Source organism: Tateyamaria sp. LSS28, from assembly GCF_059611725.1.
Genome location: NZ_JCAPFI010000004.1, coordinates 404,096 through 430,650 on the forward strand (window position 1 = coordinate 404,096; position 26,555 = coordinate 430,650).

28 protein-coding genes and 1 other RNA gene are annotated in these 26,555 nt (G+C 61.5%); 9 read left to right on the forward strand and 20 right to left on the reverse strand.

Translation table 11 applies throughout. The features are described 5' to 3' along the window. Nucleotides 1-22 precede the first annotated feature (22 nt). From dtd to AC53L6_RS14515, 11 genes are all read right to left on the reverse strand, one after another. On the reverse strand, nt 23-469 hold the full coding sequence (gene dtd / locus AC53L6_RS14465; protein ID WP_496908346.1) for a D-aminoacyl-tRNA deacylase: 447 nt from the start codon (nt 467-469) through the stop codon (nt 23-25). Beyond that, entirely contained in the window at nt 466-1,137 is a 672-nt protein-coding gene (locus AC53L6_RS14470) for a nitroreductase (RefSeq protein ID WP_496908347.1), read from the reverse strand. Before AC53L6_RS14470 ends, dtd begins: the two co-directional genes overlap by 4 nt. Continuing rightward, on the reverse strand, nt 1,134-2,255 hold the full coding sequence (locus AC53L6_RS14475; RefSeq protein WP_496908348.1) for a TFIIB-type zinc ribbon-containing protein: 1,122 nt from the start codon (nt 2,253-2,255) through the stop codon (nt 1,134-1,136). Before AC53L6_RS14475 ends, AC53L6_RS14470 begins: the two co-directional genes overlap by 4 nt. After that, a complete protein-coding gene (locus tag AC53L6_RS14480; protein ID WP_299598850.1) occupies nt 2,252-2,671 on the reverse strand; it encodes a hypothetical protein in 420 nt (139 codons plus the stop codon). Before AC53L6_RS14480 ends, AC53L6_RS14475 begins: the two co-directional genes overlap by 4 nt. A 160-nt stretch (nt 2,672-2,831) precedes the next feature. Further along, nucleotides 2,832-4,208, reverse strand: a complete 1,377-nt coding sequence (locus AC53L6_RS14485) for an FGGY-family carbohydrate kinase (protein WP_496908349.1) — start codon at nt 4,206-4,208, stop codon at nt 2,832-2,834. Further along, on the reverse strand, nt 4,205-4,519 hold the full coding sequence (rhaM, locus tag AC53L6_RS14490; RefSeq protein WP_496908350.1) for an L-rhamnose mutarotase: 315 nt from the start codon (nt 4,517-4,519) through the stop codon (nt 4,205-4,207). Before rhaM ends, AC53L6_RS14485 begins: the two co-directional genes overlap by 4 nt. Beyond that, nucleotides 4,520-5,503, reverse strand: coding sequence for an ABC transporter permease (locus AC53L6_RS14495; protein ID WP_496908351.1), 984 nt, complete (start codon nt 5,501-5,503; stop codon nt 4,520-4,522). Continuing rightward, on the reverse strand, nt 5,500-6,483 hold the full coding sequence (locus tag AC53L6_RS14500) for an ABC transporter permease (RefSeq protein ID WP_496908352.1): 984 nt from the start codon (nt 6,481-6,483) through the stop codon (nt 5,500-5,502). Before AC53L6_RS14500 ends, AC53L6_RS14495 begins: the two co-directional genes overlap by 4 nt. Beyond that, the gene (locus tag AC53L6_RS14505) at nt 6,477-8,027 is read right to left on the reverse strand and encodes a sugar ABC transporter ATP-binding protein (RefSeq protein ID WP_496908353.1); all 1,551 of its coding nucleotides are present in this window, start codon (nt 8,025-8,027) and stop codon (nt 6,477-6,479) included. The genes AC53L6_RS14500 and AC53L6_RS14505 overlap by 7 nt, the downstream gene beginning before the upstream one ends. A 70-nt stretch (nt 8,028-8,097) precedes the next feature. After that, nucleotides 8,098-9,099, reverse strand: coding sequence for a rhamnose ABC transporter substrate-binding protein (gene rhaS / locus AC53L6_RS14510; protein ID WP_472728593.1), 1,002 nt, complete (start codon nt 9,097-9,099; stop codon nt 8,098-8,100). Nucleotides 9,100-9,135: 36 nt separating this feature from the next. Next, complete coding sequence (locus AC53L6_RS14515) at nt 9,136-9,933, reverse strand: DeoR/GlpR family DNA-binding transcription regulator (RefSeq protein ID WP_496908354.1); 798 nt, start codon at nt 9,931-9,933, stop codon at nt 9,136-9,138. A gap of 185 nt (nt 9,934-10,118) precedes the next feature. Here AC53L6_RS14515 and AC53L6_RS14520 point away from each other — a divergent pair, with 185 nt between their 5' ends. Together AC53L6_RS14520 and AC53L6_RS14525 are read left to right on the forward strand one after the other, a co-directional pair. After that, the gene (locus tag AC53L6_RS14520) at nt 10,119-12,221 is read left to right on the forward strand and encodes a bifunctional rhamnulose-1-phosphate aldolase/short-chain dehydrogenase (RefSeq protein ID WP_496908355.1); all 2,103 of its coding nucleotides are present in this window, start codon (nt 10,119-10,121) and stop codon (nt 12,219-12,221) included. 9 nt (nt 12,222-12,230) lie between these two features. Then, entirely contained in the window at nt 12,231-13,463 is a 1,233-nt protein-coding gene (locus AC53L6_RS14525; RefSeq protein WP_496908356.1) for an L-rhamnose isomerase, read from the forward strand. A 9-nt stretch (nt 13,464-13,472) separates the two neighbouring features. On the opposite strand, the gene AC53L6_RS14530 is transcribed toward AC53L6_RS14525, so the two are convergent. From AC53L6_RS14530 to AC53L6_RS14555, 6 genes are all read right to left on the reverse strand, one after another. Beyond that, nucleotides 13,473-14,576: an SPFH domain-containing protein gene (locus AC53L6_RS14530; protein ID WP_496908357.1), complete on the reverse strand. Its 1,104-nt coding sequence runs from the start codon at nt 14,574-14,576 to the stop codon at nt 13,473-13,475. 72 nt (nt 14,577-14,648) lie between these two features. Continuing rightward, nucleotides 14,649-15,293, reverse strand: a complete 645-nt coding sequence (locus tag AC53L6_RS14535; protein ID WP_299598816.1) for a DUF4241 domain-containing protein — start codon at nt 15,291-15,293, stop codon at nt 14,649-14,651. Further along, the gene (locus AC53L6_RS14540; RefSeq protein ID WP_496908358.1) at nt 15,290-16,297 is read right to left on the reverse strand and encodes a DUF2927 domain-containing protein; all 1,008 of its coding nucleotides are present in this window, start codon (nt 16,295-16,297) and stop codon (nt 15,290-15,292) included. Before AC53L6_RS14540 ends, AC53L6_RS14535 begins: the two co-directional genes overlap by 4 nt. Beyond that, complete coding sequence (locus AC53L6_RS14545) at nt 16,263-17,459, reverse strand: toxic anion resistance protein (protein WP_299698921.1); 1,197 nt, start codon at nt 17,457-17,459, stop codon at nt 16,263-16,265. The genes AC53L6_RS14540 and AC53L6_RS14545 overlap by 35 nt, the downstream gene beginning before the upstream one ends. Before the next feature lie 17 nt (nt 17,460-17,476). Next, nucleotides 17,477-18,376: a 5-bromo-4-chloroindolyl phosphate hydrolysis family protein gene (locus AC53L6_RS14550; protein WP_496908359.1), complete on the reverse strand. Its 900-nt coding sequence runs from the start codon at nt 18,374-18,376 to the stop codon at nt 17,477-17,479. A 260-nt stretch (nt 18,377-18,636) separates the two neighbouring features. Beyond that, nucleotides 18,637-19,431 (reverse strand): pseudouridine synthase, encoded by a 795-nt coding sequence (locus AC53L6_RS14555; RefSeq protein ID WP_496908360.1) that lies wholly within the window; start codon nt 19,429-19,431, stop codon nt 18,637-18,639. 55 nt (nt 19,432-19,486) lie between these two features. Between AC53L6_RS14555 and AC53L6_RS14560 the strand changes: the two genes are divergently transcribed. Further along, the gene (locus AC53L6_RS14560; protein WP_299598808.1) at nt 19,487-19,936 is read left to right on the forward strand and encodes a nucleoside deaminase; all 450 of its coding nucleotides are present in this window, start codon (nt 19,487-19,489) and stop codon (nt 19,934-19,936) included. A gap of 12 nt (nt 19,937-19,948) precedes the next feature. Here AC53L6_RS14560 and AC53L6_RS14565 read toward each other — a convergent pair whose 3' ends face one another. Then, nucleotides 19,949-20,641 (reverse strand): metal-dependent hydrolase, encoded by a 693-nt coding sequence (locus AC53L6_RS14565; protein WP_496908361.1) that lies wholly within the window; start codon nt 20,639-20,641, stop codon nt 19,949-19,951. 341 nt (nt 20,642-20,982) lie between these two features. On the opposite strand from AC53L6_RS14565, the gene AC53L6_RS14570 reads away from it, so the two are divergent. Continuing rightward, a complete protein-coding gene (locus tag AC53L6_RS14570; protein WP_496908362.1) occupies nt 20,983-21,654 on the forward strand; it encodes a ceramidase domain-containing protein in 672 nt (223 codons plus the stop codon). On the opposite strand, the gene AC53L6_RS14575 is transcribed toward AC53L6_RS14570, so the two are convergent. Beyond that, complete coding sequence (locus tag AC53L6_RS14575) at nt 21,633-22,046, reverse strand: VOC family protein (protein WP_496908363.1); 414 nt, start codon at nt 22,044-22,046, stop codon at nt 21,633-21,635. The genes AC53L6_RS14570 and AC53L6_RS14575 overlap by 22 nt on opposite strands. 115 nt (nt 22,047-22,161) lie before the next feature. On the opposite strand from AC53L6_RS14575, the gene gatC reads away from it, so the two are divergent. The 5 genes from gatC (at nt 22,162) to rnpB (ending at nt 25,948) form a co-directional block, all read left to right on the forward strand. Then, complete coding sequence (gatC, locus tag AC53L6_RS14580; protein ID WP_472728581.1) at nt 22,162-22,449, forward strand: Asp-tRNA(Asn)/Glu-tRNA(Gln) amidotransferase subunit GatC; 288 nt, start codon at nt 22,162-22,164, stop codon at nt 22,447-22,449. Then, complete coding sequence (gene gatA, locus AC53L6_RS14585) at nt 22,449-23,933, forward strand: Asp-tRNA(Asn)/Glu-tRNA(Gln) amidotransferase subunit GatA (RefSeq protein WP_496908364.1); 1,485 nt, start codon at nt 22,449-22,451, stop codon at nt 23,931-23,933. Before gatC ends, gatA begins: the two co-directional genes overlap by 1 nt. A 34-nt stretch (nt 23,934-23,967) precedes the next feature. Further along, nucleotides 23,968-24,798, forward strand: coding sequence for a hypothetical protein (locus tag AC53L6_RS14590; RefSeq protein ID WP_496908365.1), 831 nt, complete (start codon nt 23,968-23,970; stop codon nt 24,796-24,798). After that, a complete protein-coding gene (locus AC53L6_RS14595; RefSeq protein WP_496908366.1) occupies nt 24,759-25,460 on the forward strand; it encodes an N-acetylmuramoyl-L-alanine amidase in 702 nt (233 codons plus the stop codon). Before AC53L6_RS14590 ends, AC53L6_RS14595 begins: the two co-directional genes overlap by 40 nt. A gap of 111 nt (nt 25,461-25,571) precedes the next feature. Continuing rightward, an RNA gene (rnpB, locus tag AC53L6_RS14600) (RNase P RNA component class A) lies at nt 25,572-25,948 on the forward strand. 99 nt (nt 25,949-26,047) lie between these two features. Here rnpB and AC53L6_RS14605 read toward each other — a convergent pair. Next, nucleotides 26,048-26,536 (reverse strand): YHS domain-containing (seleno)protein, encoded by a 489-nt coding sequence (locus AC53L6_RS14605; protein ID WP_299202440.1) that lies wholly within the window; start codon nt 26,534-26,536, stop codon nt 26,048-26,050. Between the last annotated feature and the right edge of the window lie 19 nt (nt 26,537-26,555).

Consider the following 26,555-nt stretch of genomic DNA (forward strand, 5'->3'; position numbering starts at 1 on the left):
CCGCACCGCGGACGATTTCAAGCTAACCAGCCTTAGTGTCCAGCCAAATTGTCACGGGCCCGTCATTTGTTAAACCCACGGACATATCTGCGCCGAACCGCCCCGTTTCCGTTTCGACCCCAAGGTCACGCAGCGCGTGGGCAAATTGCAGGTAGAGCGTTTCCGCCTCATCCGGTTTCGCCGCGCCCGAGAATCCGGGGCGGTTGCCGCGTGACGTGTCGGCGGCCAGCGTGAACTGGCTGACCACAAGGGCACTGCCCCCTGATTGGAGGATCGACAGGTTCATCTTGCCTGCCTCGTCCTTGAACAGGCGTAGTTTGGACACTTTGGCCGCAAGCGCCTTGGCCGTGTCACAGGTGTCGCCCGGCATCGCGCAGACAAGGATCAGGAGACCTGGGCCGCACCTGCCAACCGTTTCGCCGTCCACGGTGACGGAGGCTTCGGACACACGTTGCAGAAGCGCCCTCATTCCTTCCACTCCATGACATCTGCCACGTCGGCACGGTCTGTGCGGAAGCTGTTGGCCGGGTGGTTCGGATCGGCATAGCCGAAGGAGATGGCGCACAGGATCTGGCGATCTTCGGGAATGTCGAAATGGCTGCGGACAAAGGGAGCCTGGGCCGCAATCGCCGCTTGCGGGATCGTGGCAACGCCCAAGGTCTGCGCGGCAAGACAGAAGGTTGTGACAAAGCCGCCCGTGTCCATAGCGCCATAGGGGCCAAGCACCTTGGGGCTGGTCACGATGGCGACATGCGGCGCGCCGAACAGGCGGTAGTTTTCCATCATCTGCGTGGCAGAGGCCGCGCGGTCCCCTTTTTCGATGCCCACCGCATCATAAAGCTGGAAGCCGCAGGCGCGGCGGCGGTCGCCATAGATGTCCGGGTATCCTTCGGGCCAGGGCATGTCGGGGGCCGGGGCGGTTGTGCTGGCCGCGGCATAGAGCGCGTCGCGGAACCGGTCGGTTTCGGCGCCTGACGTGACGATCAGCTGCCAGGGTTGCGCGTTACACCAGCTTGGCACCTTTTGCGCGGCAGAGATGATCCGGGCAACTGTCTCTTGTGGGACAGGGTCCGCCAGAAAGGCGCGGCACGAAAAGCGGTCCGACAGAATGTCGTTCAGGGTGTCGTATTGGGTCATTGTTGAAGGGCCACCACTGCGCCGATGGCTGCGGCCACGATAAGGCCGACGATCACCGCGACGGCGATCTTGCCCGCGGACCATGGCCGTTCACCCTGAACGCGACCCGTGCGCCCGTTGACGACGAAGCGGTAGGTTTCGCCGCGGTACTTGTACGCGGCGAGCCAGACGGGCAGCAGGATATGCTTAAAGGTCACGGCTCCCAGTTTCGTGTCGATGGAATGGATGCGTTGGCGGTCGCCCCCAATGTCAAACTTCACATCCCGGGCGATCACCCGGTCCATCCGCGTGAGTGCCTCTTCAAACCCTTCTTCCAACTCAATGGCGTAGCCTTCCGCGCGGAACCCGGCCAGGAATTCGGGCGCATAGGGTTCAAGCGCGCTCAGGTCCCATGGCTCAAGCGCGTCGGTGAACCGTTTGGGCAGCGATTTGGACGCCAGCACAAGCACGTCGTCGAAGAAGCGGGCAACCTTGCCCCGTGTGCGCCGCCAGCGCACCTTGGTCACGCGCACCTGTTGGCGCTTGCCGTCCCGCATCACGGTTTTGGTCTCGTGATAGACGGTGCCGCGTTCGCCTGTATAGGCGCTGCGCGTGTCTGCGTCGAAGGTCCAGTAGGGCACGTAGATGCCCTGCATCGCGCGGCCCTTGCGGGCATAGTCCTGTAGCCCGTTCGGGGCAAACCACAGCCCACCCAGCCAGTCTGTCATCGCCTTGCGCGCCTGCGCTTCGGTCATGGCGAAGGGCAGAACGCCGCGCGGTTTGATATGCCGATGTGCGCCGGTGTCCGTCACCACCGGCGTGGCGCAGAATGGGCATTCGGTGGCGTGAATGTCGGCGTTGAATTCGACCTGGGCCGCGCAGTTGGGGCATTTCGAGACGCGCGTTTCCTCAATCTCTGCCGCGGGCAGGTCAGCGTTGAGGGCGGCACGGTAGTCCAGTTCGGCAATGGGTGCGATTGTTCGGGGCGCGTCGCTTTCCATGTCTGCAGTATTGCCGCAATGGTCGCAGACCAGTTGCCCCGCGCCGGGATCAAAGCGGAAGTCCGCGCCACAATTGTCGCAGGGAAAGCGGTGGTCGGCGAGTCCAGCGGGGCCGCCTAGGTCGTGAAGATCGGTCATAGAAGTTTGTGCATGGATGTTGGTGTCATCCGGCGCAAGGCCCCATCGCCAAGCGCCGTGTGTCGCCAAAGGTGAAAGATGGCGTGCAGGGCAGAGGCCGACATGAGGTAGAAATAGAGGTTGGGCAGGGATGGACCTGACCATGTGCCGCCCAGTTGCGACCACGCGGTGAGCGCAGCCACGACGCCAAGGGCGGCGTACATGGCGCGGCTGAGCCATGGATGTGCGCGGCGCAGGGCCCCTTCGAGTTTTGGACCGGGACCGTTCATCACCCCCTGCGCCACGGCCAGCAGGCACATGGCCAAGCCGGACAGGGCAAAGGCCCACGCCACGACGGGGATTGGCCCGCCCGCCACCAGCAGGATCAGCAGCACCAAGGTGAGCCAGTGAAGCGCAATCGTGGCCTTTCGGCGCATGTCTGTTCCTTCAAGTGGAACGGTGCGTGGGTGGTACCATCAACCGTTCAGTGTTTCGCCGCCAGCGTAATGCTGCCGGATCAGGAACGCTACATGCAAGCGGCGTTCTGTCAGTGAAAGTTGATGTGGGACCTTTGCGAATGGGGACTGTGTTACCGGCTTAGTGCCCGCCGACAAGGTCTGACCATCTGCGCGCGTAGGCGGCGTGGTCTTTGGCGGCGGATATGGTTGGTTCTTCCTGCAACGCTTCGGTCGGGCTGTCCGTCATGCGGGCCAGCAAGGCGGCGCCCTCGCTGGTGCCGGTGATGCTGGTCATGGCGTGCACGGCTGTCCCGGTCGCTGAGGCCAGCATTTTCAGGTAGCTGGTATTTCTTGCGAACGGTCCTTCGACGAACACCGGCCCTTGGTGTCCGGTCAGTGTCAGGCAGTGGGAGGTGATCAGTGCCAGGTAGAAGCTGACACAGGCGCTGCGCAGGCCTGTTCCGGGCGCAGGCTCTGTGCCGACCCAGCGGGCCGACATGCCCTGGAACGGGCCGGTGTCGGAGACGATGGCAGGCAGCAGCATGGGGCCTTCGTTGAGTGCGGTCGCTATGTCTGTGTCATCCGTCTCAATGCTGTTGCCTTGCATCAGGATGTCGTGTTCGCGCCCCCCCATGAACCGGGCCGACGGCACAGGGTCACCAAGGGCGTTCACGTTGACCAGCGTGTCCTTGGTGGGGTCGAGTGTGACCGTGTCCCCGCCGATGGTCATGCAGATCACCCATGTACCGGTTGACACAACGTTGAACGGTGGGGTGCGTGCCACCAGATGTGCAAGAAGCGAGGCGTTGGAATCGTGGATGCCGCAATAGACTGGGGTGTCTTGCGGCAGGTCGGTCTGTTGTGCGATGGAAGGCAGAATGGGCCCAAGCACCGCGTTTGGTTTGCGGGTGGAGGCGAGCTGCCGTTCGATCCCAAGCCTTGCGACCAGGGATGATGGCTGCCCCTTGAACGGGTTCCAAAGGTCGGTGTGGCACCCAAGTGACGTGACATCCGTTGCGGCAATGCCTGTCAGCCGATAGCCCCAATACTGTGGATAGGTCACGATGTGGCGTGTCCGTGCCTTCAGTCCGGGATCTGTATCGAACTGCCAGAACAGTTGCGCGCCGATGTTCAGACCACCGCTGAGCCTTGGGGTGCCGGTTTCTGCGAAGGGGGGACGAATTGCATTATACGCCTCGTTCAGGGCGTCCGGGCCGGTATGTTCGTAGTCGAGGATCGGCGCGGCGAGCTGGCCGTCCTGTCCGATCAGGGCGATCGATGCGCCGTGGGTCGTTATCGAAATCGCGTCAACGCGGTGCGTCGCGTGAAACCGGGCAAGCGCGTCCAGCAGGAAACCCCAGTGCCCGTCCACATCGAAATGCGGCCAGGGCGGTCCGGGGATCACCGTGTTTGGGCGGGTGACCACGGCCAGTTCTGTCAATGTGTCCAGATCGACAAGGGCCAGCTTAGCGTTGGTCTTGCCGATGTCGATGACGGCGACGTGGGTGCGGGTCATGGCATATGAAACATGGGCGTCAGGGGCACTGCGACCGGGGCGTTGTCGGGATGGGTGTCCATGATATCGGCCATGTGCGCCCACCATCGTTGCATGATGTCATGGGCGGGCAGGGTGTCCATCCCGTGATCATCCCTGCGCCAGAGCACGCCGAAAAGGCAGTTCGTTTCTTCATCCAGATGGATCGAATAATCCGAGATACCTGCCTGTTTCAGCAGGGCGACCAGTTCTGGCCAGATATCATCATGTCGCTTGATGTATTCATCCCGGCAACCGGGGTTCAGGCGCATTCTGAAGGCGTATTTCTCCATTCACCCTCTCCATTTCTGCCAGAGCCGTGGCAGCGCGATGACCGAGATCAGGAGCGCGCCGATCACGATGGACATCACGATACCCGGCACGTTCAGCAGACCCAGACCAAAGGTCACCAACCCCATGACAAAGGCCGCGATCACGACCCCGAGGATGGAGCCTGAACCGCCAAGAATACTAACGCCGCCCAGCACGACCATGGTGACAATCTCAAGCTCCCACCCGAAGGCGATAGAGGGGCGGGTCGAGCCAAGCCGGGAGGTCAGGCAGATTGCGGCGATGCCGGCCATCAGACCGGTCAGTAGGAACAGAATGAACTTCACGCGGGCCACCCGAATACCGGAAAACAGCGCGCCTGTCGGGTTGTTGCCGATGGCATAGACAGCACGCCCGAAATTCGTCTTGTGCAGCAGGATGGCGTGGATCAGGGCGAGGATGGCGAACAGCACAAATTCAAAAGAGATCACCCAGAACACGTAGCCCTGCCCGAAAAAGGCAAAATCGGGTGGATAGCCGCGATAGGCCTGATCGCCCAACATGATATAGCTGATGCCGCGAAACAGGCTCATCGTGCCGATGGTCACAACGATGGAGGGCAGGCCCATCACCGTCACTAGGAAACCGTTGAAGGCCCCGCAGATCAGCCCGACCCCCAGCCCGATCAGCACAAGACCCGGCGTATCCACCCCGAACTGCACGGCCGCTCCCATGGCGGTCGAGGCGAGCGCGATGATGGATGCAACGCTCAGATCAATCTCGCCCGAGATGATCAGCAGTGCCATGGCAAAGGCGATCATCGCCTTTTCGGTGAAGTTGAAGGTCGCGTCGCTGAGGTTCCAGGCGTTGAGGAAATAGGGGGAGGCAAAGCTGTTGGCGATGAACACCGCGACGGCCACAAGGATCAGCAGGCTTTCCCAGCTTTTCAGGTGCCGTTCGAGCGGCGATTGCAGCCGGTCCGGTATGAAACGTGTTCTGTCGGTCATGTGGCATGCTCGGCGCGTTTCAGTATGATGCGCCCCTTTTCCCGGTTGGCCTGCGCATTGAGCGCCACCGCGATGATGATCGCGCCACCCGAGATGGCGAGTTGCCAGAAGGGCGAGATATCAACGACGGGCAGCGCGTTCTTGATGACCCCGAGGAACAGTGCCCCCAGCATGGCCCCCATCACGGTGCCGATCCCGCCCATGATCGCAACGCCACCGATCACGCAGGCGGCGACAACGTCCAGTTCAAATCCGCCTGCAAGATCGACATAGGCCACCGCGTAGCGGGACACCCAGAGATAGCCGGTCAGCCCCGCAAGCGCGCCTGAGATAGTGAAGGCCCAGAACTGCGTCCGCCCAACATCGATACCTGCATAGGTTGCGGCATGGGGATTGCCGCCCGCAGCATAGAATGCCCGGCCCAGCGTGGTGCGTGCCATGACGATCGAAAACAGAAGGACTGCTAGGATTGCGATCCAGCTCATGGTCGGCAAGCCGAGGAATGCAGCGCGCGTGAACGCTTTGAACCCTTCGCCAATCTCGTGACTGTTCACCCATTTGCCGTCGGAAATCACGAAGATCAGACCGCGGAAGATTGTCATCGTGCCCAGTGTCACGACGATGGGTGGGATGGCGAGTTTCCAGACAAGGACGCCGTTCACCATGCCCAGCACCGCCCCCAGCGAAATGGCGATGGCGATGATGATCGGAACGGGTAGGCCGGGCAAGGCGACGTTGAGCATAGCGACTACCATGCCCGTCAGGGCCAGGTTGGCGGCTACGCTCAGGTCGATGCATTTCGTCAGGATGACAATCATTTGACCGATGGCCAGAAGGATCAGCGGCGACGTGTCATTGAACACGTTGCCGAGGTTCTGCGGCGTCACAAAGGCGGGGAACCGGGTGGAGATGACCGCGAGCAACAGAATGATCGCCGCAGCCAACAGCGCTTCGCGCGAGGTGAGCAGACGTTTCAGCATGTGGGCGCCTCTTTGATCCCGGCCGCGTGGCGCACCAGCGTTTCGGGGGTCATGTCATTGGCGCGAAGTTCGGCGGCCATCCGCCCCTCGCGCATGACGATCACGCGGTCCGACATGCCGAGGACTTCGGGGATTTCGGAGCTGACCATGATGACGGCAAGCCCCTGCGCCGCCAGTTCAGCCATGAACGCGTGCACAGCCGCCTTGGACCCGATGTCGATCCCCTTGGTCGGTTCGTCCAGAATGATGACCTTGGGCTGCGTGGCGAGCCATTTGGCGATCACGACCTTTTGCTGGTTGCCGCCGGACAGGTTGCCCACAGGCGTGTCGAGGGAGGCCGCGCGTAGGTCGAGCCGTTCTGTGTATTCTCGAGCGAGTTTGAACTCTTCGGCAAGGCGCAGAAACCCGGAGCGGGATGTGCGGCCCAGAGAGGGCAGGGTGACGTTCTGAAAAATGGGCAACGCGCCGACCGCCCCCTGCCTGCCGCGATCCTCGGGGACGTAGACGATGCCGTTGGCGACCGCATCAGCGGGTGAGCGGATGTCGACGGTCGCGCCGTCGATTGTTGTAGTTCCGCCAGAGCGGCGGGTGATCCCGAACAGCGCCTGCATGAACTCGGATCGGCCTGCGCCCACGAGACCATAAAACCCAAGGATTTCACCACGATGCAGGGTGAACGTTATGTCCGCAAACTCGGTGGGGTGCGCGTATCCTTTGACCGCGAGAACCTCGTCTCCGATATTCGGTGTCCGGGTCGGGAAGATCTGGCTGACATCCCGGCCCACCATCATCTTGACCAGTTCGGCTTCGGTGACAGCGCTGATCATGCCGTCTCCAACCAGCTCACCGTCGCGGAAGACCGTGTAGCGATCTGCGATGCGGAAAATCTCATCGAATTTGTGGCTGATGAAGAGGATCGCCTTGCCCTGCGCCCTGAGCGTTTCGACAAGCGCGTAGAGTTCTTCGATCTCGTTCTGGCTAAGGGCGGCGGTGGGTTCGTCCATGATCACCACACGGGAGTCGGTGGACAGGGCGCGTGCGATGGCTACAAGGTGCTTGTTGGCGATGCCCAGATCCTTGAGCTTGTGCGTCGGATCAATTGCAGCGCCGATGCCGCGCAGGATATCCGCCGCCTGATCCATCATGGCGGCGGTGTCGATCAGGCCGAACCGGCCGCGCGGCGCATGGCCGAGAAAGATGTTTTCGGCCACCGACAATTCGTCAAACAGGACAGTTTCCTGGTGGATGGCGGTGACGCCTGCCGCCCCGGCGGCCTGCGGTGTTGGAAAGGCGATGGCCGCGCCATCCAGCGTGATGCTGCCCCCATCGGGCTGATAGATGCCAGTCAGGATCTTGACCACCGTGGATTTGCCCGCGCCGTTTTCGCCAACGAGGGCCGTCACTTGCCCCGGATAGAGGCGCAACGATACGTCGGACAGGGCTTTGACACCGGGAAACAGCTTGGTCACGCCCTCCAGTGCGATGACCGGAATGGCGTTGCCCTTCGATGGACCGGAAAGATCGGTTTCTGATTGCATCAGCATCGGGTCTGGGGTCCGCCGGAAAATGCCCCGGCGCGATGCGTGCTGCACCGTGCCGGGGCCAGGGGGAGTATCAGAAGATCGACTTGAACTGGTCGATATTCGAGGCGTCATAGACAAACGGGTCCGCCATGGCGGCCGCGTTTGTATCGTCCAGCGTGACCGATCCCATGCGCCCCATCGGAATCTCGGACCCCGGTTCGGCGGTTGCCGCTTCGGTGGCAAGCGCGTGGGCGATCATCGTGGCCGAGTAGCCCAGGTCAATCGGGTTCCAGATCGCGAACGATTTGGACGCGCCTGACTCGATGGCGCCCGCCATCTCCGAGGGCAGGCCGAGGCCCGTCACGTTGATCTCACCCGCCTTGCCAGCATCGGCGACGGCTTGTGCGGCGGCGACGATCCCGACGCTTGTGGGTGCGATGATGGCATCCAGATCGGGGTGGGACTGCATCAGGCCCTGCGCCTCGCGATAGGATTTGTCGGCCAGGTCGTCGCCGTAGACCGTGCTCACCACGTTGATGCCGGGATAGTTGCCCATCACCTTGTTCATCTCTTCGATCCAGATGTTCTGGTTCGTTGCGGTGGCTGAGGCGGACAGCACGGCCACTTCGCCACCGTCAGGCAGGTGATCGGCGGCCAGCTTGATGATCATGTTGCCGATCAGCGCGTTCGATGACGGGTTGAGATGCATTTGTCGCCCGTCCTCGGCCACACCGGAGTCCCACGAGATCACGGTGATCCCGCGCTGCATGGCGCGTTTGAGGGCTGGCACCAGCGCATCGGGGTCATTGGCTGAGATCGCGATGGCATCGACACCTTGCGCGATCAGGGAATTGATCACCTCGATCTGGCCTTCGGCGGTTGTGTCGGTGGGGCCGGTATAGATGATCTCGACATTGCCAAGTTCGGTTGCGGCCTCTTCTGCGCCTTCGGCAGCGGCTTCGAAGAACCCAATGCCAAGCGCTTTGACCACCAAAGCAATACGCATGTTGTCTTGCGCCATGGCACTTGTGCCCAGCAGGCTTGCGCCCAGGCTCAGGCCCGCAACCAGCGACGTAAATGTCCTACGTTTCATTTCAATCCTCCCAAATTGTCTTTTGCACGAGGCCGGTTAAGAGACCTCCTCCTGACCGTTGCCCGGTTGGGCGACGACCAACGTCACGTCCGCAGCGTCCAGCATGGCTGCCGCCTTGTCCGAGATGCCTTCATCTGTAATGACCGTGGTGATGCGATTGAGCGGACAGAGCACGAGGCTTGACCGCCGTTCAAATTTTGAGCTGTCGGCAAGCACGACCAACTCGTCCGCTTGCCCAATCAGTTTCTGTTCTGCCTGGATCAGCAGCGGGTCGGCTTCCATCAGGCCAAGCGGACCAAGCCCCTGCGCCCCCATGAACATCCGCTTGGCATAGAAATTGCGCGTCACATCATTGTCGAAGGGGGACAGGATGATGTTTTGCTCGCGGTAGATCGTTCCGCCGGACAGCATGATCGTGTTCTTCGAATGCTTTAGCAGATGTTCGGCAATCGGAAACGAGTTGGTGAACACCTGACAGCGGCGCGTCGCCAGCGGGTGCACCATTTGAAAGGTTGTCGTGCCGCCGTTGATGATGATGGAATCGCCGTCTTCGCAGAGGTCCACGGCCGCCCGGGCAATGGCCTGCTTTTCAGAGGTCCGCATGGTTTCGTTGACGGCAAAGGTGCGTCCGGCCAGCCCGACGAACTGCGGCGGATTGATTGCCTCGGCGCCGCCGCGCACGCGCCGCAGCTTTTGTTGCATGTGGAGCGTCGCGATGTCCCGGCGGATGGTCGCCTCGGACGCGCCTGTCAGGTTGCAGAGTTCAACAACGGTCGCAACCGGCCGGTCCTGTACCGCGGACAGAATGATCCTATGCCGTTCTTTTTCGTGCATGATGCCTCCCGTTGACAAAGCCTGTGCAGATTCGAAGATTCTGTCAATCACAAACAATCAATAGCAGTCATTAATGTGCATTTTGAGATTGATAATGATTGAAAATGATTGACATAGTGCCGCAATCTGATCACACACGCTATGGGTGGTGAGCTGCCCGCTGGCCGCCGGACCGGGAGGATGTCGTGCTGAAAACCTTCGAAGATCAGCTGCTTGAAAACCGTTGGGACAACAATGCGGCGGCGGGGCTGAGCGAATCCGAGTTGCTGCTGTATCGGTCGAATATCCTTGGCGCAGACAAGCGCGTGACGAATTACGGCGGCGGAAACACCTCGGCGAAGGTCATGGAAACGGACCCGCTGACCGGGCAGGAAGTTGAGGTTCTTTGGGTCAAGGGATCGGGCGGTGACATCGGGTCGATGACGCGCGACGGTTTTGCGACCCTGTATATGGACAAGCTGCACGCCTTGAAGTCGTTATATCGCGGGGTCGATTTCGAGGACGAGATGGTTGGCTACTTGCCCCATTGCACGTTTCGACTGAACCCGCGTGCCGCGTCGATCGACACGCCGCTGCACGCCTATGTGCCCCGCGCGCATGTCGATCATGTGCATGCGGACGCGATCATCGCGATTGCGGGATCGGAGAATTCGAAGGCGTTGACACGGGACATTTTTGGCCATCGGATTGGTTGGCTGCCGTGGAAGCGGCCGGGATATGAGCTTGGGTTGTGGCTTGAGGCGTTTTGCAAGGACAACCCGGAGGCTGATGGCGTTGTGCTTGAGAGCCACGGGCTTTTTACCTGGGGCGATACGGCGCGGGCCTGCTACGACACGACCATTGATATCATCAATGTCGCGACGGCCTGGTTGAGCAAAAAGACGGATGACGTGCCGGCGTTCGGTGGCGCACGCCATAACAGTTTGACTGCGCTGGAACGCCGTGCTGTTGCTGCGCAGCTGATGCCCGCGATCCGTGGTTTCGTCAGCGGCAACCAGCATATGGTGGGGCATTTCGACGACAGTGATGCCGTGTTGGACTTCGTCAACGCACATGACACGCCATCACTTGCGGCGCTTGGCACATCCTGTCCTGACCACTTTCTGCGCACCAAGATCCGCCCACTGGTGATCGATTTCGATCCGGCAAAGGGGAATGTGGACGAGGTGTTGGCGGGTCTGCCTGCACAAATCGCAGCCTACCGCGATGACTATTCTGCCTATTACGACCGGTGCAAACGTCCCGACAGTCCGGCCATGCGCGATCCCAATGCGGTTGTCTACCTGGTCCCCGGGGTTGGCATGATCACCTTTGCCAACAACAAGGCCACGGCCCGCATTTCGGGTGAGTTTTATATCAACGCGATCAACGTGATGCGGGGCGCGTCGGCGGTCAGCACTTATCAGGGTCTGCCTGAGCAGGAAGCGTTCGACATCGAATACTGGCTTTTGGAAGAGGCCAAACTGCAGCGTATGCCGAAGCCGAAATCGCTGGCGGGACGTGTGGCACTGGTCACCGGCGGTGCGGGCGGTATTGGGGCAGCCACGGTCGAGCGGTATCTGCGCGCGGGCGCGTGCGTGATGCTGGCCGATATCAATGCCGAGGGGGTGGAGGCGGTCAAGGACCGGCTTGTGCAATCCCACGGTGCGGATGTGGTGCGCGCGACGATCATGGATGTCACGGACGAGGCGGCCGTGATCCGCGCCATGGCGGACGCTGCCGTGGAATTCGGTGGTATCGACATTCTGGTATCAAACGCAGGCATAGCGTCATCCGCACCGGTGGAAGAGACCACGCTCGCACTGTGGAACCGGAACATGGATATTCTGAGTACCGGTTACTTTCTGGTCAGCCGGGAAGCGTTCAAGCTGATGCGTGTGCAGGACATGGGCGGCTCAATCGTCTTTGTCGCGTCCAAAAATGGCTTGGCCGCGTCGCCCAACGCCTCGGCCTATTGCACGGCCAAGGCAGCGGAAATCCATCTGGCGCGCTGTCTTGCGCTGGAAGGGGCAGAGGCCGGTATCCGGGTCAATGTCGTCAATCCCGATGCCGTATTGCGCGGCTCGAAAATCTGGGAAGGCGAGTGGCTGGAGCAGCGGGCGGATACCTATGGTACCGACAAGGAGGGGCTTGAGAAGATGTACCGGCAACGCTCCATGCTCAAACTCTCGGTTCTGCCCGAGGACATTGCCGAGGCGTGCTATTTCTTTGCCAGCGATACGTCGTCGAAATCCACGGGTAACATCCTGAACGTGGATGCGGGCAACGTGCAGGCGTTCACGCGGTAGGAGGGGCAGATGGGGTACGACAGCGCAAGGGACGCCTTTGCCGAGTGGGGTGTTGATACCGAAGCGGCGATCCGCCAGCTCACGACCATCCCGATTTCCATGCACTGCTGGCAGGGGGATGATGTGGTTGGGTTCGAATCCAAGACAGGCACATCCGGTGGCGGCATTCAGGCCACGGGCAATCACCCCGGTCGCGCGCGTACGCCCGACGAGTTACGGGCCGATCTGGAATTTGCCTATGCGATGATCCCCGGCAAGCACCGTCTGAACCTGCATGCCATGTATATGGACACGGATGAGGCGCCGGACCGAGATCAGATTGAATACCGTCATTTCGCGCCCTGGGTTGATTGGGCAAAGGATCAGGGGATCGGGCTGGACTTCAACCCGACCTTCTTTGCGCATGAGAAGGCGGACGATAACCTGACCCTCTCGCACCCCGATCAGGGTATCCGCGATTTCTGGATCGAACATGGGCGCCGCACGCGAGAGATCGCAGCGCAGATTGGCGCGACTCTTGGGACACCGTGCATCAACAACATCTGGGTGCCTGACGGGTACAAGGATGTTCCGGTTGATCGCATGGCTGCGCGGGCACGGCTCGAGACGTCGCTGGATGAGATGTTGGCGCAGCCGCTGTCAGGTATGCGCGACGCGGTGGAATCAAAGCTGTTCGGGATCGGGGTCGAGGCTTGTACCGTGGGTAGTCACGAATTCTATCTGGGCTATGCGATACGCAAGGGCACGCTCTTGTGCCTTGATATGGGGCACTTTCATCCGACCGAGAACATAGCGGACAAGCTGAGTGCGGTGGCACTGTCGCTGGATAAAATCCTGCTGCATGTGTCGCGCCCGATGCGGTGGGATAGTGACCATGTGATCCTGCTGAACGACGATATCCTGACCATGGCGCATGAATTGGTCAGCGCCGACCTGCTGGGTCGGACGCGTATCGGGCTGGATTTCTTTGATGCCACGATCAGCCGTACGGCGGCCTGGGTCATCGGAACACGCAACATGCAGAAGGCGCTGTTGCGTGCGCTGCTGACGCCCTTCGATCGGTTGCGGCAGGCCGAAACCGCGCTCGACTTCACGACGCGGCTGACCATGACCGAAGAGTTCAAAGATCTGCCATTTGGCGATATCTGGTCCGAGTTCTGCCGTCGCAGCGACCGTCCCAATGGACTGGGTCTGATCCGCGAACTTGATGCCTATCAAGCTCGCGTTGCCGACCGCGGCTAGGATCGTTTCTTACGCGCCGGGCGGAGGGGGCGGGGGCAGAATGGTGAAGAGCTGGGCAAGCTCGGTCACGTCCTCGGCTTTCATCCAGCCGTCCTGACCCGCCGTCCAGACATACGTCTCACGGCTCAGCTCGCCGGCGGCTGCCATGCGTCCCAATTGCGCCTTTGAAAACGGCCCCTTGGTTTCGCCGTTTTCGGCCACGTGCCAGACATGTTCGACCGGCGGAGGGGGTGGTGCGGCTACCGCAGGTTGACGTGCGCCCCACGGACCGCTGGATGCCATTTGGCCCATCTGCATGCCCATGGCCGCCCCAAGGCCCGCTTGCATCGCACCGCTTGCATCGCCACCTTCACGGCCCAACGCCTCGGCGGCCTGGAACTGCATGTATTCGTTCAGATTTCCGATCACCCCCATGGAGGACCGTTTGTCCATCACCTCTTCGACCGCCGGGGGGAGCGAGATGTTTTCGATGTAAAGTTCGGGCAGGGTCAGGCCGTATTCAGCGATCTGTGCGCTGATTTCCTTGGCGACCAGTTGCCCCAGCTCGCGGGTGTTGGCGGCCATGTCGAGCACCGGAATGCCCGATTTGGCAAGGCTGCGCGACATTTCCTGCACGATGATGTTGCGGATCTGGAAGCTGATCTCGTCCATGGTGAACTCACCATCGGTGCCGACGATCTCGACCAGGAAGCGGGCGGGGTCAGCCACCTTGACCGAGTAGGTCCCGAAGGCGCGCAAACGCACGGGGCCAAATTCAGGATCACGGCAGATGATCGGGTTCTTGGTGCCCCATTTCAGATCGTTGAACCGGGTTGTGTTGACGAAATACACCTCGGATTTGAACGGGCTTTTGAAACCGTGATCCCAGTGCTGCAGCGTCGTCATGATGGGCATGTTGTTGGTCTCAAGCATGTAGAGACCGGGGGTGAACACATCGGCCAGTTGCCCCTCGTGGACAAAGACCGCCGATTGCCCTTCGCGCACGGTCAGCTTTGCGCCGTACTTGATCTCGTGGCCCTCACGCTCGAACCGCCAGACCATGGTGTCGCGGCTGTCGTCCACCCAGTGGATGACGTCGATGAATTCGCCGGAGAGGAAGTCGAAAATGCCCATTGGATTACTCCTGCCTGTGTTGCCCACAAGGATACGTGGCCTTGAGGGGGTGATTGGTGAAACGAGGCCAGCTCATTCGCTGCCCTCTGTTGGGGCGCAAGGGGTGGGCAGCAACCAGTTGCCATCCGCATCCTTGCCCATGAAATCTGCGTAAATCGCAACCATCGCACCATCCGATCCGCGCAAGCTGGCCACTGGATAACCGCCGTCACCCCACCCGGTCTGAAAGGCCGGAAAAACATGGCCACCGGGCAATTTCAGGAATTTGGCAAAGCTGTGAGTGCCGTCGATTTGCGGCTCCATGAAGCCGCCATAGAGGTCACCTGTTTCTGTTGCGATCCTGTCGAGTGCTTCGGCGGCCTTGCGATCCAGAAAGGCACCTGTACCTGTGTCCACTGGCATGGTTGCCAGATCCTTGCCGCAGCTGGGATCCGCATCCGAAAAAATCAGGGCGGCCTTGGACACTCGTCCGGTTTCGTCATCATAAAAGACGTGAAAATCCGCAGGCCCGTCGGGCACATCGATGTATGGCCAGGAATAGCTTGGTTCGTAAGTCAGGCTGTCCACTCCGATGATCGGACCATCCGGATCGTAGCTTCCGATCCGTGCTTCTTTCAGGGGCTGTTGCGTATGTGTCGTGATCCAGTCCACAGCGCCCGGGCCCGCTTGGGTGGCAAAGGGTAGAAGGATGAAAAGGGCAGCGGTTCGGATTGTCACAGCCCAGGCTCCGTTACCTCACGGGCGAGGGTGCGCACGATCGGGCGCGCCTCGGTCAGGCCGATGCCGGGGCGCAGGCGGTCGTCGTAGAGCATCCCCAACAGGTGCACATCGTGGTCGGTGAGCAGCGCAAATTCGTCGTCGTCGTTGAAGATCGAGGGGCGTGCGTCCGGACTGTCATTGGCGAGGCCCAGCCCTTGGGCCAGTTCTTCGTGAATGCAGGACAGGCGCAGCAGATCGGGATTCTCGGACCGGATCACTGCGACCGCGGCCGTATAGGTCGACCGTTCCGGCCCGCTGGCATAAGCCGCCACAGCGCAATAGGCGTCGGTCGGCAGGTCACGCACTGGGCCAAGGTTGATCCGGTTCACACCCGACAGGTCTGTTGCCCGTGCGTTCAGCGTGTCTGTTCGATCATCTTCCGAGACGAAGAACACGAGGAAGTTGGGGTTGTTGGAGACCGACACCGGGTGGCCCGTCGCCCGGGACAGCCGGCGTGCATAGGCGATCACGTCATTGGTGTCGCGCGTGCGTTGGCTGGGTGGCACTGATGCGCCAAACTCGATCCCGATGCGCACGGGCTCAAACCAGCGGCGCAGGGCGCTGGACGATCCAGGGCGTATGCCGGGACCGGCGTATTCGTTGAAGAACACGATCTCTTCGAAGTTGCGGGCCAGCATGTCAGAGGTAAAGGGCGTGTCGGGCCCGCCGCCATCCTGTCGTAGCAATCCAGCCGTCAACTGGCTGGATTGCACCTGTGCGAGGTAGGCGCGCAAAGCGGCACTTTCCTGCGACGTGGCCTGCACGTCAGGTACCGGCGGGGGCACCAGACCGGCTGGCCGCACCTTGGGCGTCAGCACGGGTTCCACCGGCATGAACACATCGCAGGCCGCAAGCATGCCCAAGGCGACAAGGCCGCCCCATGCTTTGATCCTGCTTTTGGTCTGTGCCCCTGCCATCGTGGCGAAATCAGCCCGGAACGGCGGTGCCAGCGTTGTCGCCAACCCCGTCTTTGCGGGCCTTGGCCGAGGCCAGCGTGTCGCGCAGTTCGGTTTCCATCTTCTTCAGCTCTTCCTCGGCTGCGGCGCGCTTGGCCTTGCCTTCGTCTGCGATCTGCAGCGACTCTTCGATGGTGCCGATCAGGTCCGCGTTGGCCTGCTTGACGGCTTCGATGTCAAAGACGCCGCGCTCCATCTCTTTGCGGATCATCTTGTTGCTTTCGCGCAGGTTGGCCGCGTTGGCGGTCAGCAATTCGTTGGTCAGGTCGTTGGCGTCGCGCACGGCAGCCGCCGCTTCGGCGCTGCGCTGGATCGTGACGGCCTGTGCCAGCTGCGTTTCCCACAGAGGCACGGTGTTGACGAGGGTCGAGTTGATCTTGGTCACCAGCGATTTGTCGTTTTCCTGCACCAAGCGGATGGAGGGCAGGGATTGCATTGTCACCTGACGGGTCAGTTTCAGATCATGCACCCGGCGCTCCAGATCGTCGCGGGCGGCGCGCAGGTCGCGCAGTTCCTGTGCGACCATGACCTGATCATCCTCGGCTGCGGCCTGCACATCGGCCTCTTTCGCGGGGATGATCGTGTCGTCCAGTTCCTTGATCTTCTCTTCGCCGGCCGCGATGTAAAGCGCCAGCTCGTCATAGAATTGCAGCGTCTTTTCATAGAGCAGGTCGAGGGACTTGATGTCCTTCAGGAGCGTATGTTCATGCGCCAGCAGGTCATCGGTGATGCGGTCGATCTGGTCCTGCACGGTTTCGAACTTGGCGGTGAATTTGGCGAAAGGTGCCGCGCGACCGATCAGCTTTTCCCAGAAGCTGCGTTCGCGGCGCACGTCCAATTCGGATACGGAAAAGCCGCGGATGGTGGTGACGATGTTGCGCAAGCTGTCGCCTGCCGGACCGACATCCTTGTTGCGGACGTCCTGCAACATGGCTTGGCTGATTTCCTGCAACTCGGCCTGGGCTGCGGACCCGAAGGACACGATGGATTGCGTGTCCTCCATGTCGATTTCGTCCATACGGGCGCGGATTTCTGCACCCACGGGCGCGTCGGCCTGTTCCAGCGCTACGATGGCGGTGGCCTCGGCCGGTTCAGGCAGCACTACGGCTGTCACTTCTTCAACCTGCGCCAGTGCGGCTTCGGCTTTTTGACGGACTGTTTCGGACATGTATGCCCCCTTTGGTTTTATATGTCATCGGCGGGCGACACGCGCACGCCTTCGCGCTGCAATCGGTCGCGCAGCACGTCGATTTCGATCGTGAGGTCGGTGCGATCCTCGGTGAGCAGCTTGCGCGTGCGCGCTGCGAAATTTTCCTCGAGATCGTCCAGCAGGGCCGCATAGTCGACGCGGGCCTGCGTGTCGCGGCTGCGGCCGTAGATATCGGCAAACTTGACCGTCGCGTCGCGTGCGCCGATCAGGTAGACGCCCAGATACTTGCGGGCGGCGGTCAGGTCGCGGGGGTCTTCCTCGACCGTCTGGATGAGGTCGCGAACGGTGGTCTGGAACTGGTCAAGGCGCAGTTCCATCTTGCGGTCCTGTGCACGTTTCATCGCATCGCGCATGTCGGTCAACAGCTCCTCGGCGCCATCGACGACACGCGCCACGCGGTCTTGCTGGAAGGTATCGACACCTTCCATACCCTTTGATTTCAAGGGATCTATGCCGAAAGCCGCCAGATGCAGCCCAAGGGCTGCGAGGCCATAGAGCACAGGTGCGACAATCCCTGGCTCCGACCGGTAGGCGGCCAGCGCGATTCCGAGGCCCACGAGGAGGGCGGCAAGGATTTTGCGGGGCAGGGCAGGGCGGCGCGCCACCTTGCGGGCGACATACGCCGCTTCGGCCCTGAGACCCTCGCGCAGCATGAACGCGCCACCCGTCAGGATGGCGGCGGATACGAGGGCTGTGACAAGCCCTGTGGCCCCGTCATTCAGCGCCAGAAACACCATTGGTACGGCGGGCAGGAACATCAGGTTTGCGCGCGCACCGACGGGGTCAACGCGCGCCTTGTCAAAGGCGGGACGGTCTTTGGATGTGGGCGTGTCTTTGGGATCGGGGCTGAATTTGCCGCCATAGCGCTGCGCCATATCGTCAAAGCCCCCCAAGCAAGCCGGTTGTCACGCCGAACATCAGCGCGATCAGAACCGCGAATGCGATCTTTTGAAAAGCGGTTGGCTCCATCCCGTAAGTCCCTGTTGGCTATGAGACATATAGCCGGTTTGCGGATGCAGCACTAGGGGCGCGCGCATGTCCATCATTGCAATAGGGGTGTGACGCGCAAATGACAGGCGCAAGGGGAATTATTTGAGTCTCGCGTCACAAATGGGGAGCGGCAAATGGTGGACGTCTACCGCGGCTTGCGTGTCCGGCGCGGTTTGCCGCGTGGTTTGGCCGGTTGCGCGGCCGGTTCCGGTTCCATGCCCAATTGGTCGCGCATCACCCGGCGGCGCACTTCTTCGACAGTCCCTTGTTTCAGTTCGCCCAACTGGAACGGGCCATAGCTGACCCTGATCAGGCGGTTCACGGCAAGGCCAATGCTGTCCATGGCACGGCGAATCTCGCGATTCTTGCCTTCGCGCAGGCCCACGGTCAGCCATGCATTGGCGCCTTGTTGCCGGTCGAGCGTCACGTGCATGGGCTGAAAGCGTTCGCCGTCAACCGTGATGCCCTTGCGCAGTGGTTCAAGCTGCGGGTCGGTGGGACGGCCATTCACCCGCACGCGGTAGCGGCGCATCCAACCGGTTGAGGGCAGTTCCAGCTTGCGCTTGATCCCGCCGTCATTGGTCAGCAGCAAGAGGCCTTCGGAATTGAGGTCGAGCCGACCGACACTCATCACCCGGGGCATGTCCTCGGGCAGGGCGTCAAAGATGGTCTTGCGGCCCTGTTCGTCTTTCGTGGTGGTCACGAGGCCCGCAGGTTTGTGGTAGAGCCACAGCCGCTCCGGCTCGGGCGCGCTCAGCGGCTTGCCGTCCACGGTGATCTTGTCGGAAGGCGTGACATTCAGGGCCGGGCTATCGATGCGGTTGCCGTTTACGCTGACGCGTCCGGCAGTGATGATCTCTTCCGCGCCACGGCGGCTGGCAATGCCCGCGCGGGCCAGAACCTTGGCGATGCGATCGCCTTTGGGGGTGTCTTGGGTCATGGGCAGGCCATAGCGGTGGGTTGCGCGCGGGGCAAGCGGCGTGGCAGGGGAAGGCATGGAGTTTCGGTCATTCATGGATCAGGCGCTGGAGGAAGCGCGCGCGGCAGGTGCGCGGGGCGAGGTGCCTGTGGGTGCAGTCGTGGTGTCCCCGCGGGGACAGGTCTTGGCGCGGGCTGGGAACCGGACGCGTGAAATGTCGGACCCAACTGCGCATGCTGAGATACTGGCCATCCGCGCGGCCTGCGCTGAAGCAGGGTCAGAGCGTCTGGTTGGCTATGACCTGTATGTCACGCTTGAGCCCTGTGCGATGTGTGCGGCGGCCATTGCTGCGGCGCGGATCGGGCGTGTGTATTATGCGGCTTCTGATCCCAAGTCGGGTGGGGTCGCCCATGGTGCGCGGGTGTTCTCACATCCGCAGGCGCACCATGCACCCGAGGTCTATGACGGCATCGGAGCGCCGGAGGCCGAAGCCTTGCTGAAGGACTTCTTTGCAATGCGCCGCTAGGTGTTTTCCGGCTCAGAGTGTGATGGGCTGCATCACCTCGGGTTCGATTACCTTCACACCCGGCAGGCCGTTGCGCAGTACCTCTGCGGATTGTTCAAGGAGTGGGAACGTCTTGTAGTGACAGGGAATTACAGTGTCGAAGTGGAAGTATTTGCGCGCGGCATAGGCGGCCCCGGCCATGTCCATGGTGAAGTATCCGCCCGCAGACAGGATGCCGATATCGGGTTTGTGGTAGTCCCCGATCCAGCTCATGTCGGCGTGGATGTCGGTGTCACCCGACACGTAGATGGTCTTGCCTTCACCGCGCAGGATGAACCCGCATTCCTGGCCCGCATACCGCATGGTGTCGTCCATGCCGATGGAGGAGGAGTGCGATGCCGGAACGAGGGTTGCCGTGACATCTCCGATACTGATTGTTCCGCCACGGCCAAAGGCGTGCCCTTCGATCGCACCCTGGGCAAAGAGCAGCTTGCCCAACTCGTAGACCGCTGACACCGGCGCGCCCGTCTTCTGACTGATCCCGACGATATCTGCCGTATGATCGAAATGGCCATGTGTCACGAGGATATGGGTTGCGCCGTCGATGGCAGCCTCATGTTGGTCTTCGGTCAGCATGGGGTTACCGTTGAACCATGGGTCGATCAGCAGGATCTGATCCCCAATCTCGATCCGGAAGCTGCCGTGGCCGAGCCAGATGATGTTCATAACGTGTCCTCCCTTTGGGGCGAGTTTAGCGCCGAATTGAGAGTGCGGGAGCCTCCGGCGGGGATTTTTTTGAAACAGGGAAGATGGGGCCGATTCGTTCGGGATTTACCCGGTATTCATGGAGGTTAAGGGCGTATGGCAGGGTGTCACCCTGCGTGCAGCATCCGTACACCCCCTGTGCACCCCCAACGTGCGGTAGGGGTAGGGTTAACGCAACGCACGGTGCCTTGAATGGCCACGCCGTTTGAAGAACGCGGGCATTGATTATGAGACATAACCAATTGCCGTGCTCTCCTGCTTTGTCTCTTGACCTGCTGGCGGGGCATCGTAGGTGACGGGTCATGGAACTGTTGCGTGAGATCGACGGGTATTGCGAGCGGTTGGGTCCGGGGTATTGGGCTGAACCAGTGAATGCCGTGACCAACGCCGCCTTTGTCATTGCGGCGCTTTGGATGTGGCGGCGCAGTGCGGCTTTGCCGATGGCCCGGGCGTTGTCGGTTGTTCTGGGCCTGATCGGGATCGGCAGTTACCTGTTTCACACCCATGCGCAGGTCTGGGCGGCGATTGCAGATGTGGCGCCGATCGGTGTGTTCATTCTGGTCTATCTGTTTGCCGTGAACCGGGATGTCTGGGGGATGCGGCCTTGGGTGGCCGGAGCGGCCACGGCGGCGTTCATCCCCTATGCCGCGCTGACCGTGCCGGTGTTCCAAGGGTTGCCTGTGCTGGGCGTGTCGGCGGGATACATCCCTGTTCCGGTGCTGATCCTGATCTACGCCGTATTGTTGTGGCGGCGTGCTCCGGTCTTGGCGCGGGGCTTTGTCATCGGGGCTGTGATCCTGTTTCTGTCCCTGACCGCACGGTCTGTGGATGGAATGCTATGCGCACAGATCCCGATGGGCACTCATTTCCTGTGGCACATCCTGAACGGGATCATGCTGGGCTGGATGATCGAAGTGTATCGCCGCTACGTGTCGTCCATAGCTGGACGCAATCAAGTCGTGTCGGACACCTGATGCACTTCGATGACGTTGCCGTCGGGGTCATAGAAAAAGATCTGGTCCCAGCCTTCCACGGCTTGATTGCCCCAATCGGCATAGGGAATGCCCTGCGTCTTCAGATGTGCCTTGAAGGCGGCCAGATCGTCGGTACGGAAGGCGATGTGCCCGTGGCTGACCGGGTTCACCATCTGTCCTGACCGGAACCCCGCCAGCGGGTCCTTTTGCGCAAGATGAGTCTGGATGGCCCCGTCGGTGACAAAGGCAACGTCGCCTGCATATCCCTTTTTCTTTTCCAGCGTGGGCAGGCCGTCGGTTTCCCGGTCCAGCCCGAGGGTGTCGCGATAGAACGCGTCCATCCGCGCCACATCGTCTGTCACAAGGTTCACATGGTGTAGTTTGAGCTTCATGGGGTCTCCTTCCTGTTCAAATCTGAGGTGATTGGTCCGGTGGGGCAAGGGCCAAGGCTTGAAGGTGGTCCATCCCTTCGCTATTGCCCGAACTGACGAGAACACGAGGGGTTTCATGTCCATCGATCAAAGCACCGCCGCCCGTGTGGCGAAACTGGCCCGGATCAAGGTCGAGGAAGACCAGCTTCCGGCGCTGGCGTCCGAATTCAACACCATCCTTGGCTTTATCGAGCAGCTGAGCGAGGTCGATGTGGAGGGCGTGGAGCCCATGACATCCGTGACCCCGCAGCGCCTGAAGCGCCGTGTGGATGAAGTGACGGATGGCGGGCAGCAGAACAAGGTGCTGGCCAACGCGCCTGATGCCCGCGAAGGGTTCTTTGCCGTGCCGAAGGTGGTTGAATAATGGCTGAGTTGAACAAGCTGGGGCTGGCCGAAGCCCGTGACGCGCTGCGCAACGGCGATGTAACGTCTGTCGAGTTGACCGAGGCATGCCTGACCGAGATCGACGGCGCGGGTGCGCTGAACGCCTTTGTCCACAATACGCCCGAGATTGCGCGTGATCAGGCCAAGGCAGCGGACGTGCGGATCAAGGCGGGCGATGCGCCGGATATGTGCGGGTTGCCCATTGGCATCAAGGACTTGTTCTGCACCAAAGGTGTGCCGAGCCAGGCCGGGTCGCGCATTCTGGAAGGGTTCCTGCCTGAGTACGAAAGCACTGTAAGCGGCAACCTGTTGGATGCGGGTGCGGTGATGCTGGGCAAGCTGAACATGGACGAGTTTGCCATGGGGTCGTCCAATGAAACGAGCGTGTATGGCAACGCGGTGAACCCTTGGCGTCGTGGAAATGACGATGCGGCCTTGACCCCCGGTGGGTCGTCGGGTGGGTCGGCCAGCGCCGTGGCAGCCGACCTGTGCCTTGCTGCAACCGGTACGGACACGGGCGGATCCATCCGCCAGCCTGCTGCCTTTACTGGCATCACGGGCATCAAACCGACCTATGGGCGGTGTTCACGCTGGGGGGTGGTGGCCTTTGCCTCGTCCCTCGATCAGGCGGGGCCGATGACCAAGTCGGTGCGTGATGCAGCCATCATGCTGGAGACCATGTGCAGCCATGACCCAAAGGATTCGACCAGCGCAGATCTGCCGGTGCCGAATTTCGAAGCGATGCTGACCGGCGACATCAAGGGCAAGAAGATTGGCATACCGGCGGAATACCGCATGGACGGGATGCCGGAAGAGATCGAGACGCTGTGGACGCAGGGTCGCGAGATGCTGGCCGATGCGGGGGCGGAGATTATTGATATCTCGCTGCCCCACACCAAATATGCGCTGCCTGCCTACTATGTGATTGCACCGGCCGAGGCGTCCTCGAACCTCGCCCGTTATGACGGGGTGCGCTATGGGCATCGTGCCAAGCTGGACCAGGGCGATGGCATCACCGAGATGTATGAGAAGACCCGTGCGGAAGGGTTTGGTGACGAGGTGAAACGCCGTGTGATGATAGGCACTTACGTGCTGTCGGCAGGTTTCTATGACGCCTACTACAACCGCGCGCGCAAGGTGCGGACGCTGATCAAGAAGGATTTCGAGGATGTGTTCGCCCAAGGGATCGACGCGATCCTGACCCCTGCGACGCCGTCGGCGGCCTTTGGTTTGGGCGAGGCGTCGGATGATCCTGTGCAGATGTATCTGAACGATGTTTTCACTGTCACCGTCAACATGGCGGGCCTGCCGGGCATCGCTGTCCCCGCAGGGACAGATGCCCAAGGGCTGCCCCTGGGCCTGCAGCTGATTGGCCGCCCATGGGAAGAGGGTGATTTGCTGAACACCGCTTATGCGCTGGAGGCCCGGGCCGGGTTTGTGGCAAAACCGCAGAAATGGTGGTAGTCCACTTCGACTGTAGCAAAGAAGTGTAGAGCAGATGATACTATTTCGCAGTTTCCTGATCCTCGGCGCCGCAGTCGCTGTATCGGCCTGTCAGCCTGTTGTCCCCGACAGCGGGGGCGGCGTTGTTAACCCGGGCCGCGGCGTTGGTTTCGACAATCCCAACACCTTGGCGGCGCGCGAGGCACGTGATGCGCAATTGGCGTCGGCAGCGGTGCCCGCGGCCCCGGCAGTGGGCGCTCAATCGCTGCCGCCAGCATCTGGTACGCCGTCTGCGGCGGCTACACGCCCTGCGCCTGCAACAGCCACCGCGCAAGGGCGCACAACGCCACGTGCGGTGTCAAACCCGGCAAGCCTGGATGCGGAATTGGCGCAGATCGCGGCCCAGAATGATGCGGCAGCGGCACGTGGCAACTCTGGACAGGCGGTACTCAATGCCAGCCCGTCGAATGCGGCACCCGTGATCCTGAACAATCCCGGAATCTCGGACGAGAACAGTTTTGATGCCGTGGCATCGCGCGAAAGTATCGAAAGCGATGCTGCGCGTCTGGAGGCGAACCGCCAGCAGTACCAGGTGGTGCAACCGACCGCGTTGCCGTCACGTGCGAGCAGCGCGCAGCCCAACGTGGTGCAATATGCGTTGCAGACCCGGCACCCCAAAGGCACCCGTTTGCATCGCCGGTTCAGCGTCGGCTCGGCCGCGAAGTTCCAGCGCAATTGTGCGGAATACAGCTCTGCCGACGAGGCGCAGATTGACTTTCTGGCCCGTGGTGGACCCGAGCGTGACCGTCGCGGCATTGATCCCGATGGGGATGGCTACGCCTGCGGTTGGGACCCGGCGCCGTTCCGCCGGGCGGCTGGCAACTGATCCGCCACTGGCAGTCTTCGCCGAATTGCGGCCCGCGGCGTGACGGTCTGACGCCGCGCTTTGTCGTGTTGCACTATACGGCGATGGAAACGGCGGAGACTGCAATTGAACGCCTGTGCGACCCCGAAGCTGAGGTGTCGGCGCATTACGTGATCTGCAGGTCTGGGCGCGTCACTCAGCTGGTGCCGGAAGGGTTGCGCGCGTGGCATGCGGGGGAAGGGGAGTGGCAGGGCCTCTCTGACATGAACTCGCGCTCTATTGGCATTGAGCTGGACAATGACGGGCGGGGGCCATTTGCCGAACCGCTGATGCAAAGCCTTGAGGTGCTGTTGCGCATGATCTTGCAAGGTTGGGATATCCCATGCGCCAATGTCATTGGTCATTCGGATATGGCGCCGGGCCGCAAGTTCGACCCCGGCCCGTGGTTCGATTGGGCGCGTCTTGAGAGACAGGGGCTTGCCGCACGGCGGGGATATGATCGTGGCCCTGGCGATCCAGACCTTGAGAGTTTTGCAAAGCTGGCCAGATTGGCCGGTTACACCGCTGATACCGATCCCGAAACACTGCTGGCGGCTGTGCGCTTGCGCTTCAGGCCCTTCAAGGCTGGCCCAATCGAGCCGGAAGACTTCACTCCGATCGGACACAGGGCTATGTGGACTTGAGCTCCATGTTTCTTCTGACTGAAAATACCACCGCCGGAGGCTCCCACACCGACAACATGGGCCAAGGACCCCATTGACGCGCCCCCGCTCCCGCACGTAAGGGCAACCGGCGCGGAGGGGCGGATGGCCGCGGCAGAGATGTCGAGGAAAGTCCGGACTCCCAGAGGCAACGGTGCCGGGTAACACCCGGGCGGGGCAACCCGACGGACAGCGCCACAGAAAACAAACCGCTGCGGCATGCCGCAGCAAGGGTGAAACGGTGGGGTAAGAGCCCACCGCCGGGCTGGCAACAGACCGGGCACGGCAAGCCCCACCGGGAGCAATGCCAAATAGGGACCGCGCGCTGGGCAACCAGCGGGGCCGCTTCTGCCCCAGCAGGTCCGGGTTGGCAGCTAGAGGGATGTTGGCAACAGCATCCCAAGATGAATGGTCATCTCGGGCAGGGCAACCTGCCTAGACAGAATCCGGCTTACAGCCCCTCCGCGCACGGTCATCTGCCACGAAGAAAGGGCAAGCGCCTGCGCACTTGCCCTCGGTATTCAATCCAATCCGAACACGACCGGGCCCGACTGGAATTGAACGCTCTGTCAGAGTTCTTCGACCGGCGTGCTGCGGATGTCCGTCCACTGCGTTGCCGCCTTGGAGATCGTTCCGGCGCGGTCCTTGTTGAATGCTTCGAAGATGTCGGCGTTCAGGAAAACGTAGAGCTTGTTGTCGATCACGGCGGCATAGTCGGGATCGCCGTCGAACTTTTTGCCCACGGACACGCCGAAGGTGCAGAAGCCCCCGTTTTGCGGCAGGTACTCTGCCGGTGCGGCCTTGAATGTCTTCAGGTTGGCTTCGGATGCAAAGCGGTAGGCAACGCCGTCATGGACGACCGTGTGTGCGGCAACACCTTCGACCGGATCACCCGATGCGATGAAGGCTACGGGATCAACACCGTGCAGGCCAAGGGGAGCACCGGCAGCCGTGATACCGGTCGAGACATTGTATTCATCTGCGGCCATGGCTTGCGAGGTGAAGGACAGCGCTGCGGCGCCTGCGATGATGGTGGCAAGTGTGAGAGTACGAAACATGGGTTTTCCTTTCGTTTCG

Excerpts from the sequence above, each read along its gene's own strand:
- rhaM (WP_496908350.1), bottom strand. The coding sequence starts at position 4,519 with ATGGAGAAATACGCCTTCAGAATGCGCCTGAACCCCGGTTGCCGGGAT.
- AC53L6_RS14570 (WP_496908362.1), top strand. The coding sequence starts at position 20,983 with ATGGAACTGTTGCGTGAGATCGACGGGTATTGCGAGCGGTTGGGTCCG.
- rhaS (WP_472728593.1), bottom strand. The coding sequence starts at position 9,099 with ATGAAACGTAGGACATTTACGTCGCTGGTTGCGGGCCTGAGCCTGGGC.
- AC53L6_RS14530 (WP_496908357.1), bottom strand. The coding sequence starts at position 14,576 with ATGGGCATTTTCGACTTCCTCTCCGGCGAATTCATCGACGTCATCCAC.
- AC53L6_RS14505 (WP_496908353.1), bottom strand. The coding sequence starts at position 8,027 with ATGCTGATGCAATCAGAAACCGATCTTTCCGGTCCATCGAAGGGCAAC.
- AC53L6_RS14475 (WP_496908348.1), bottom strand. The coding sequence starts at position 2,255 with ATGACCGATCTTCACGACCTAGGCGGCCCCGCTGGACTCGCCGACCAC.
- AC53L6_RS14495 (WP_496908351.1), bottom strand. The coding sequence starts at position 5,503 with ATGACCGACAGAACACGTTTCATACCGGACCGGCTGCAATCGCCGCTC.
- AC53L6_RS14500 (WP_496908352.1), bottom strand. The coding sequence starts at position 6,483 with ATGCTGAAACGTCTGCTCACCTCGCGCGAAGCGCTGTTGGCTGCGGCG.
- AC53L6_RS14590 (WP_496908365.1), top strand. The coding sequence starts at position 23,968 with ATGATACTATTTCGCAGTTTCCTGATCCTCGGCGCCGCAGTCGCTGTA.
- AC53L6_RS14545 (WP_299698921.1), bottom strand. The coding sequence starts at position 17,459 with ATGTCCGAAACAGTCCGTCAAAAAGCCGAAGCCGCACTGGCGCAGGTT.
- dtd (WP_496908346.1), bottom strand. The coding sequence starts at position 469 with ATGAGGGCGCTTCTGCAACGTGTGTCCGAAGCCTCCGTCACCGTGGAC.
- AC53L6_RS14605 (WP_299202440.1), bottom strand. The coding sequence starts at position 26,536 with ATGTTTCGTACTCTCACACTTGCCACCATCATCGCAGGCGCCGCAGCG.
- gatA (WP_496908364.1), top strand. The coding sequence starts at position 22,449 with ATGGCTGAGTTGAACAAGCTGGGGCTGGCCGAAGCCCGTGACGCGCTG.
- AC53L6_RS14575 (WP_496908363.1), bottom strand. The coding sequence starts at position 22,046 with ATGAAGCTCAAACTACACCATGTGAACCTTGTGACAGACGATGTGGCG.
- AC53L6_RS14565 (WP_496908361.1), bottom strand. The coding sequence starts at position 20,641 with ATGAACATCATCTGGCTCGGCCACGGCAGCTTCCGGATCGAGATTGGG.
- AC53L6_RS14470 (WP_496908347.1), bottom strand. The coding sequence starts at position 1,137 with ATGACCCAATACGACACCCTGAACGACATTCTGTCGGACCGCTTTTCG.
- AC53L6_RS14480 (WP_299598850.1), bottom strand. The coding sequence starts at position 2,671 with ATGCGCCGAAAGGCCACGATTGCGCTTCACTGGCTCACCTTGGTGCTG.
- AC53L6_RS14555 (WP_496908360.1), bottom strand. The coding sequence starts at position 19,431 with ATGACCCAAGACACCCCCAAAGGCGATCGCATCGCCAAGGTTCTGGCC.
- AC53L6_RS14485 (WP_496908349.1), bottom strand. The coding sequence starts at position 4,208 with ATGACCCGCACCCACGTCGCCGTCATCGACATCGGCAAGACCAACGCT.
- AC53L6_RS14560 (WP_299598808.1), top strand. The coding sequence starts at position 19,487 with ATGGAGTTTCGGTCATTCATGGATCAGGCGCTGGAGGAAGCGCGCGCG.
- AC53L6_RS14525 (WP_496908356.1), top strand. The coding sequence starts at position 12,231 with ATGGGGTACGACAGCGCAAGGGACGCCTTTGCCGAGTGGGGTGTTGAT.
- AC53L6_RS14550 (WP_496908359.1), bottom strand. The coding sequence starts at position 18,376 with ATGGCGCAGCGCTATGGCGGCAAATTCAGCCCCGATCCCAAAGACACG.
- gatC (WP_472728581.1), top strand. The coding sequence starts at position 22,162 with ATGTCCATCGATCAAAGCACCGCCGCCCGTGTGGCGAAACTGGCCCGG.
- AC53L6_RS14515 (WP_496908354.1), bottom strand. The coding sequence starts at position 9,933 with ATGCACGAAAAAGAACGGCATAGGATCATTCTGTCCGCGGTACAGGAC.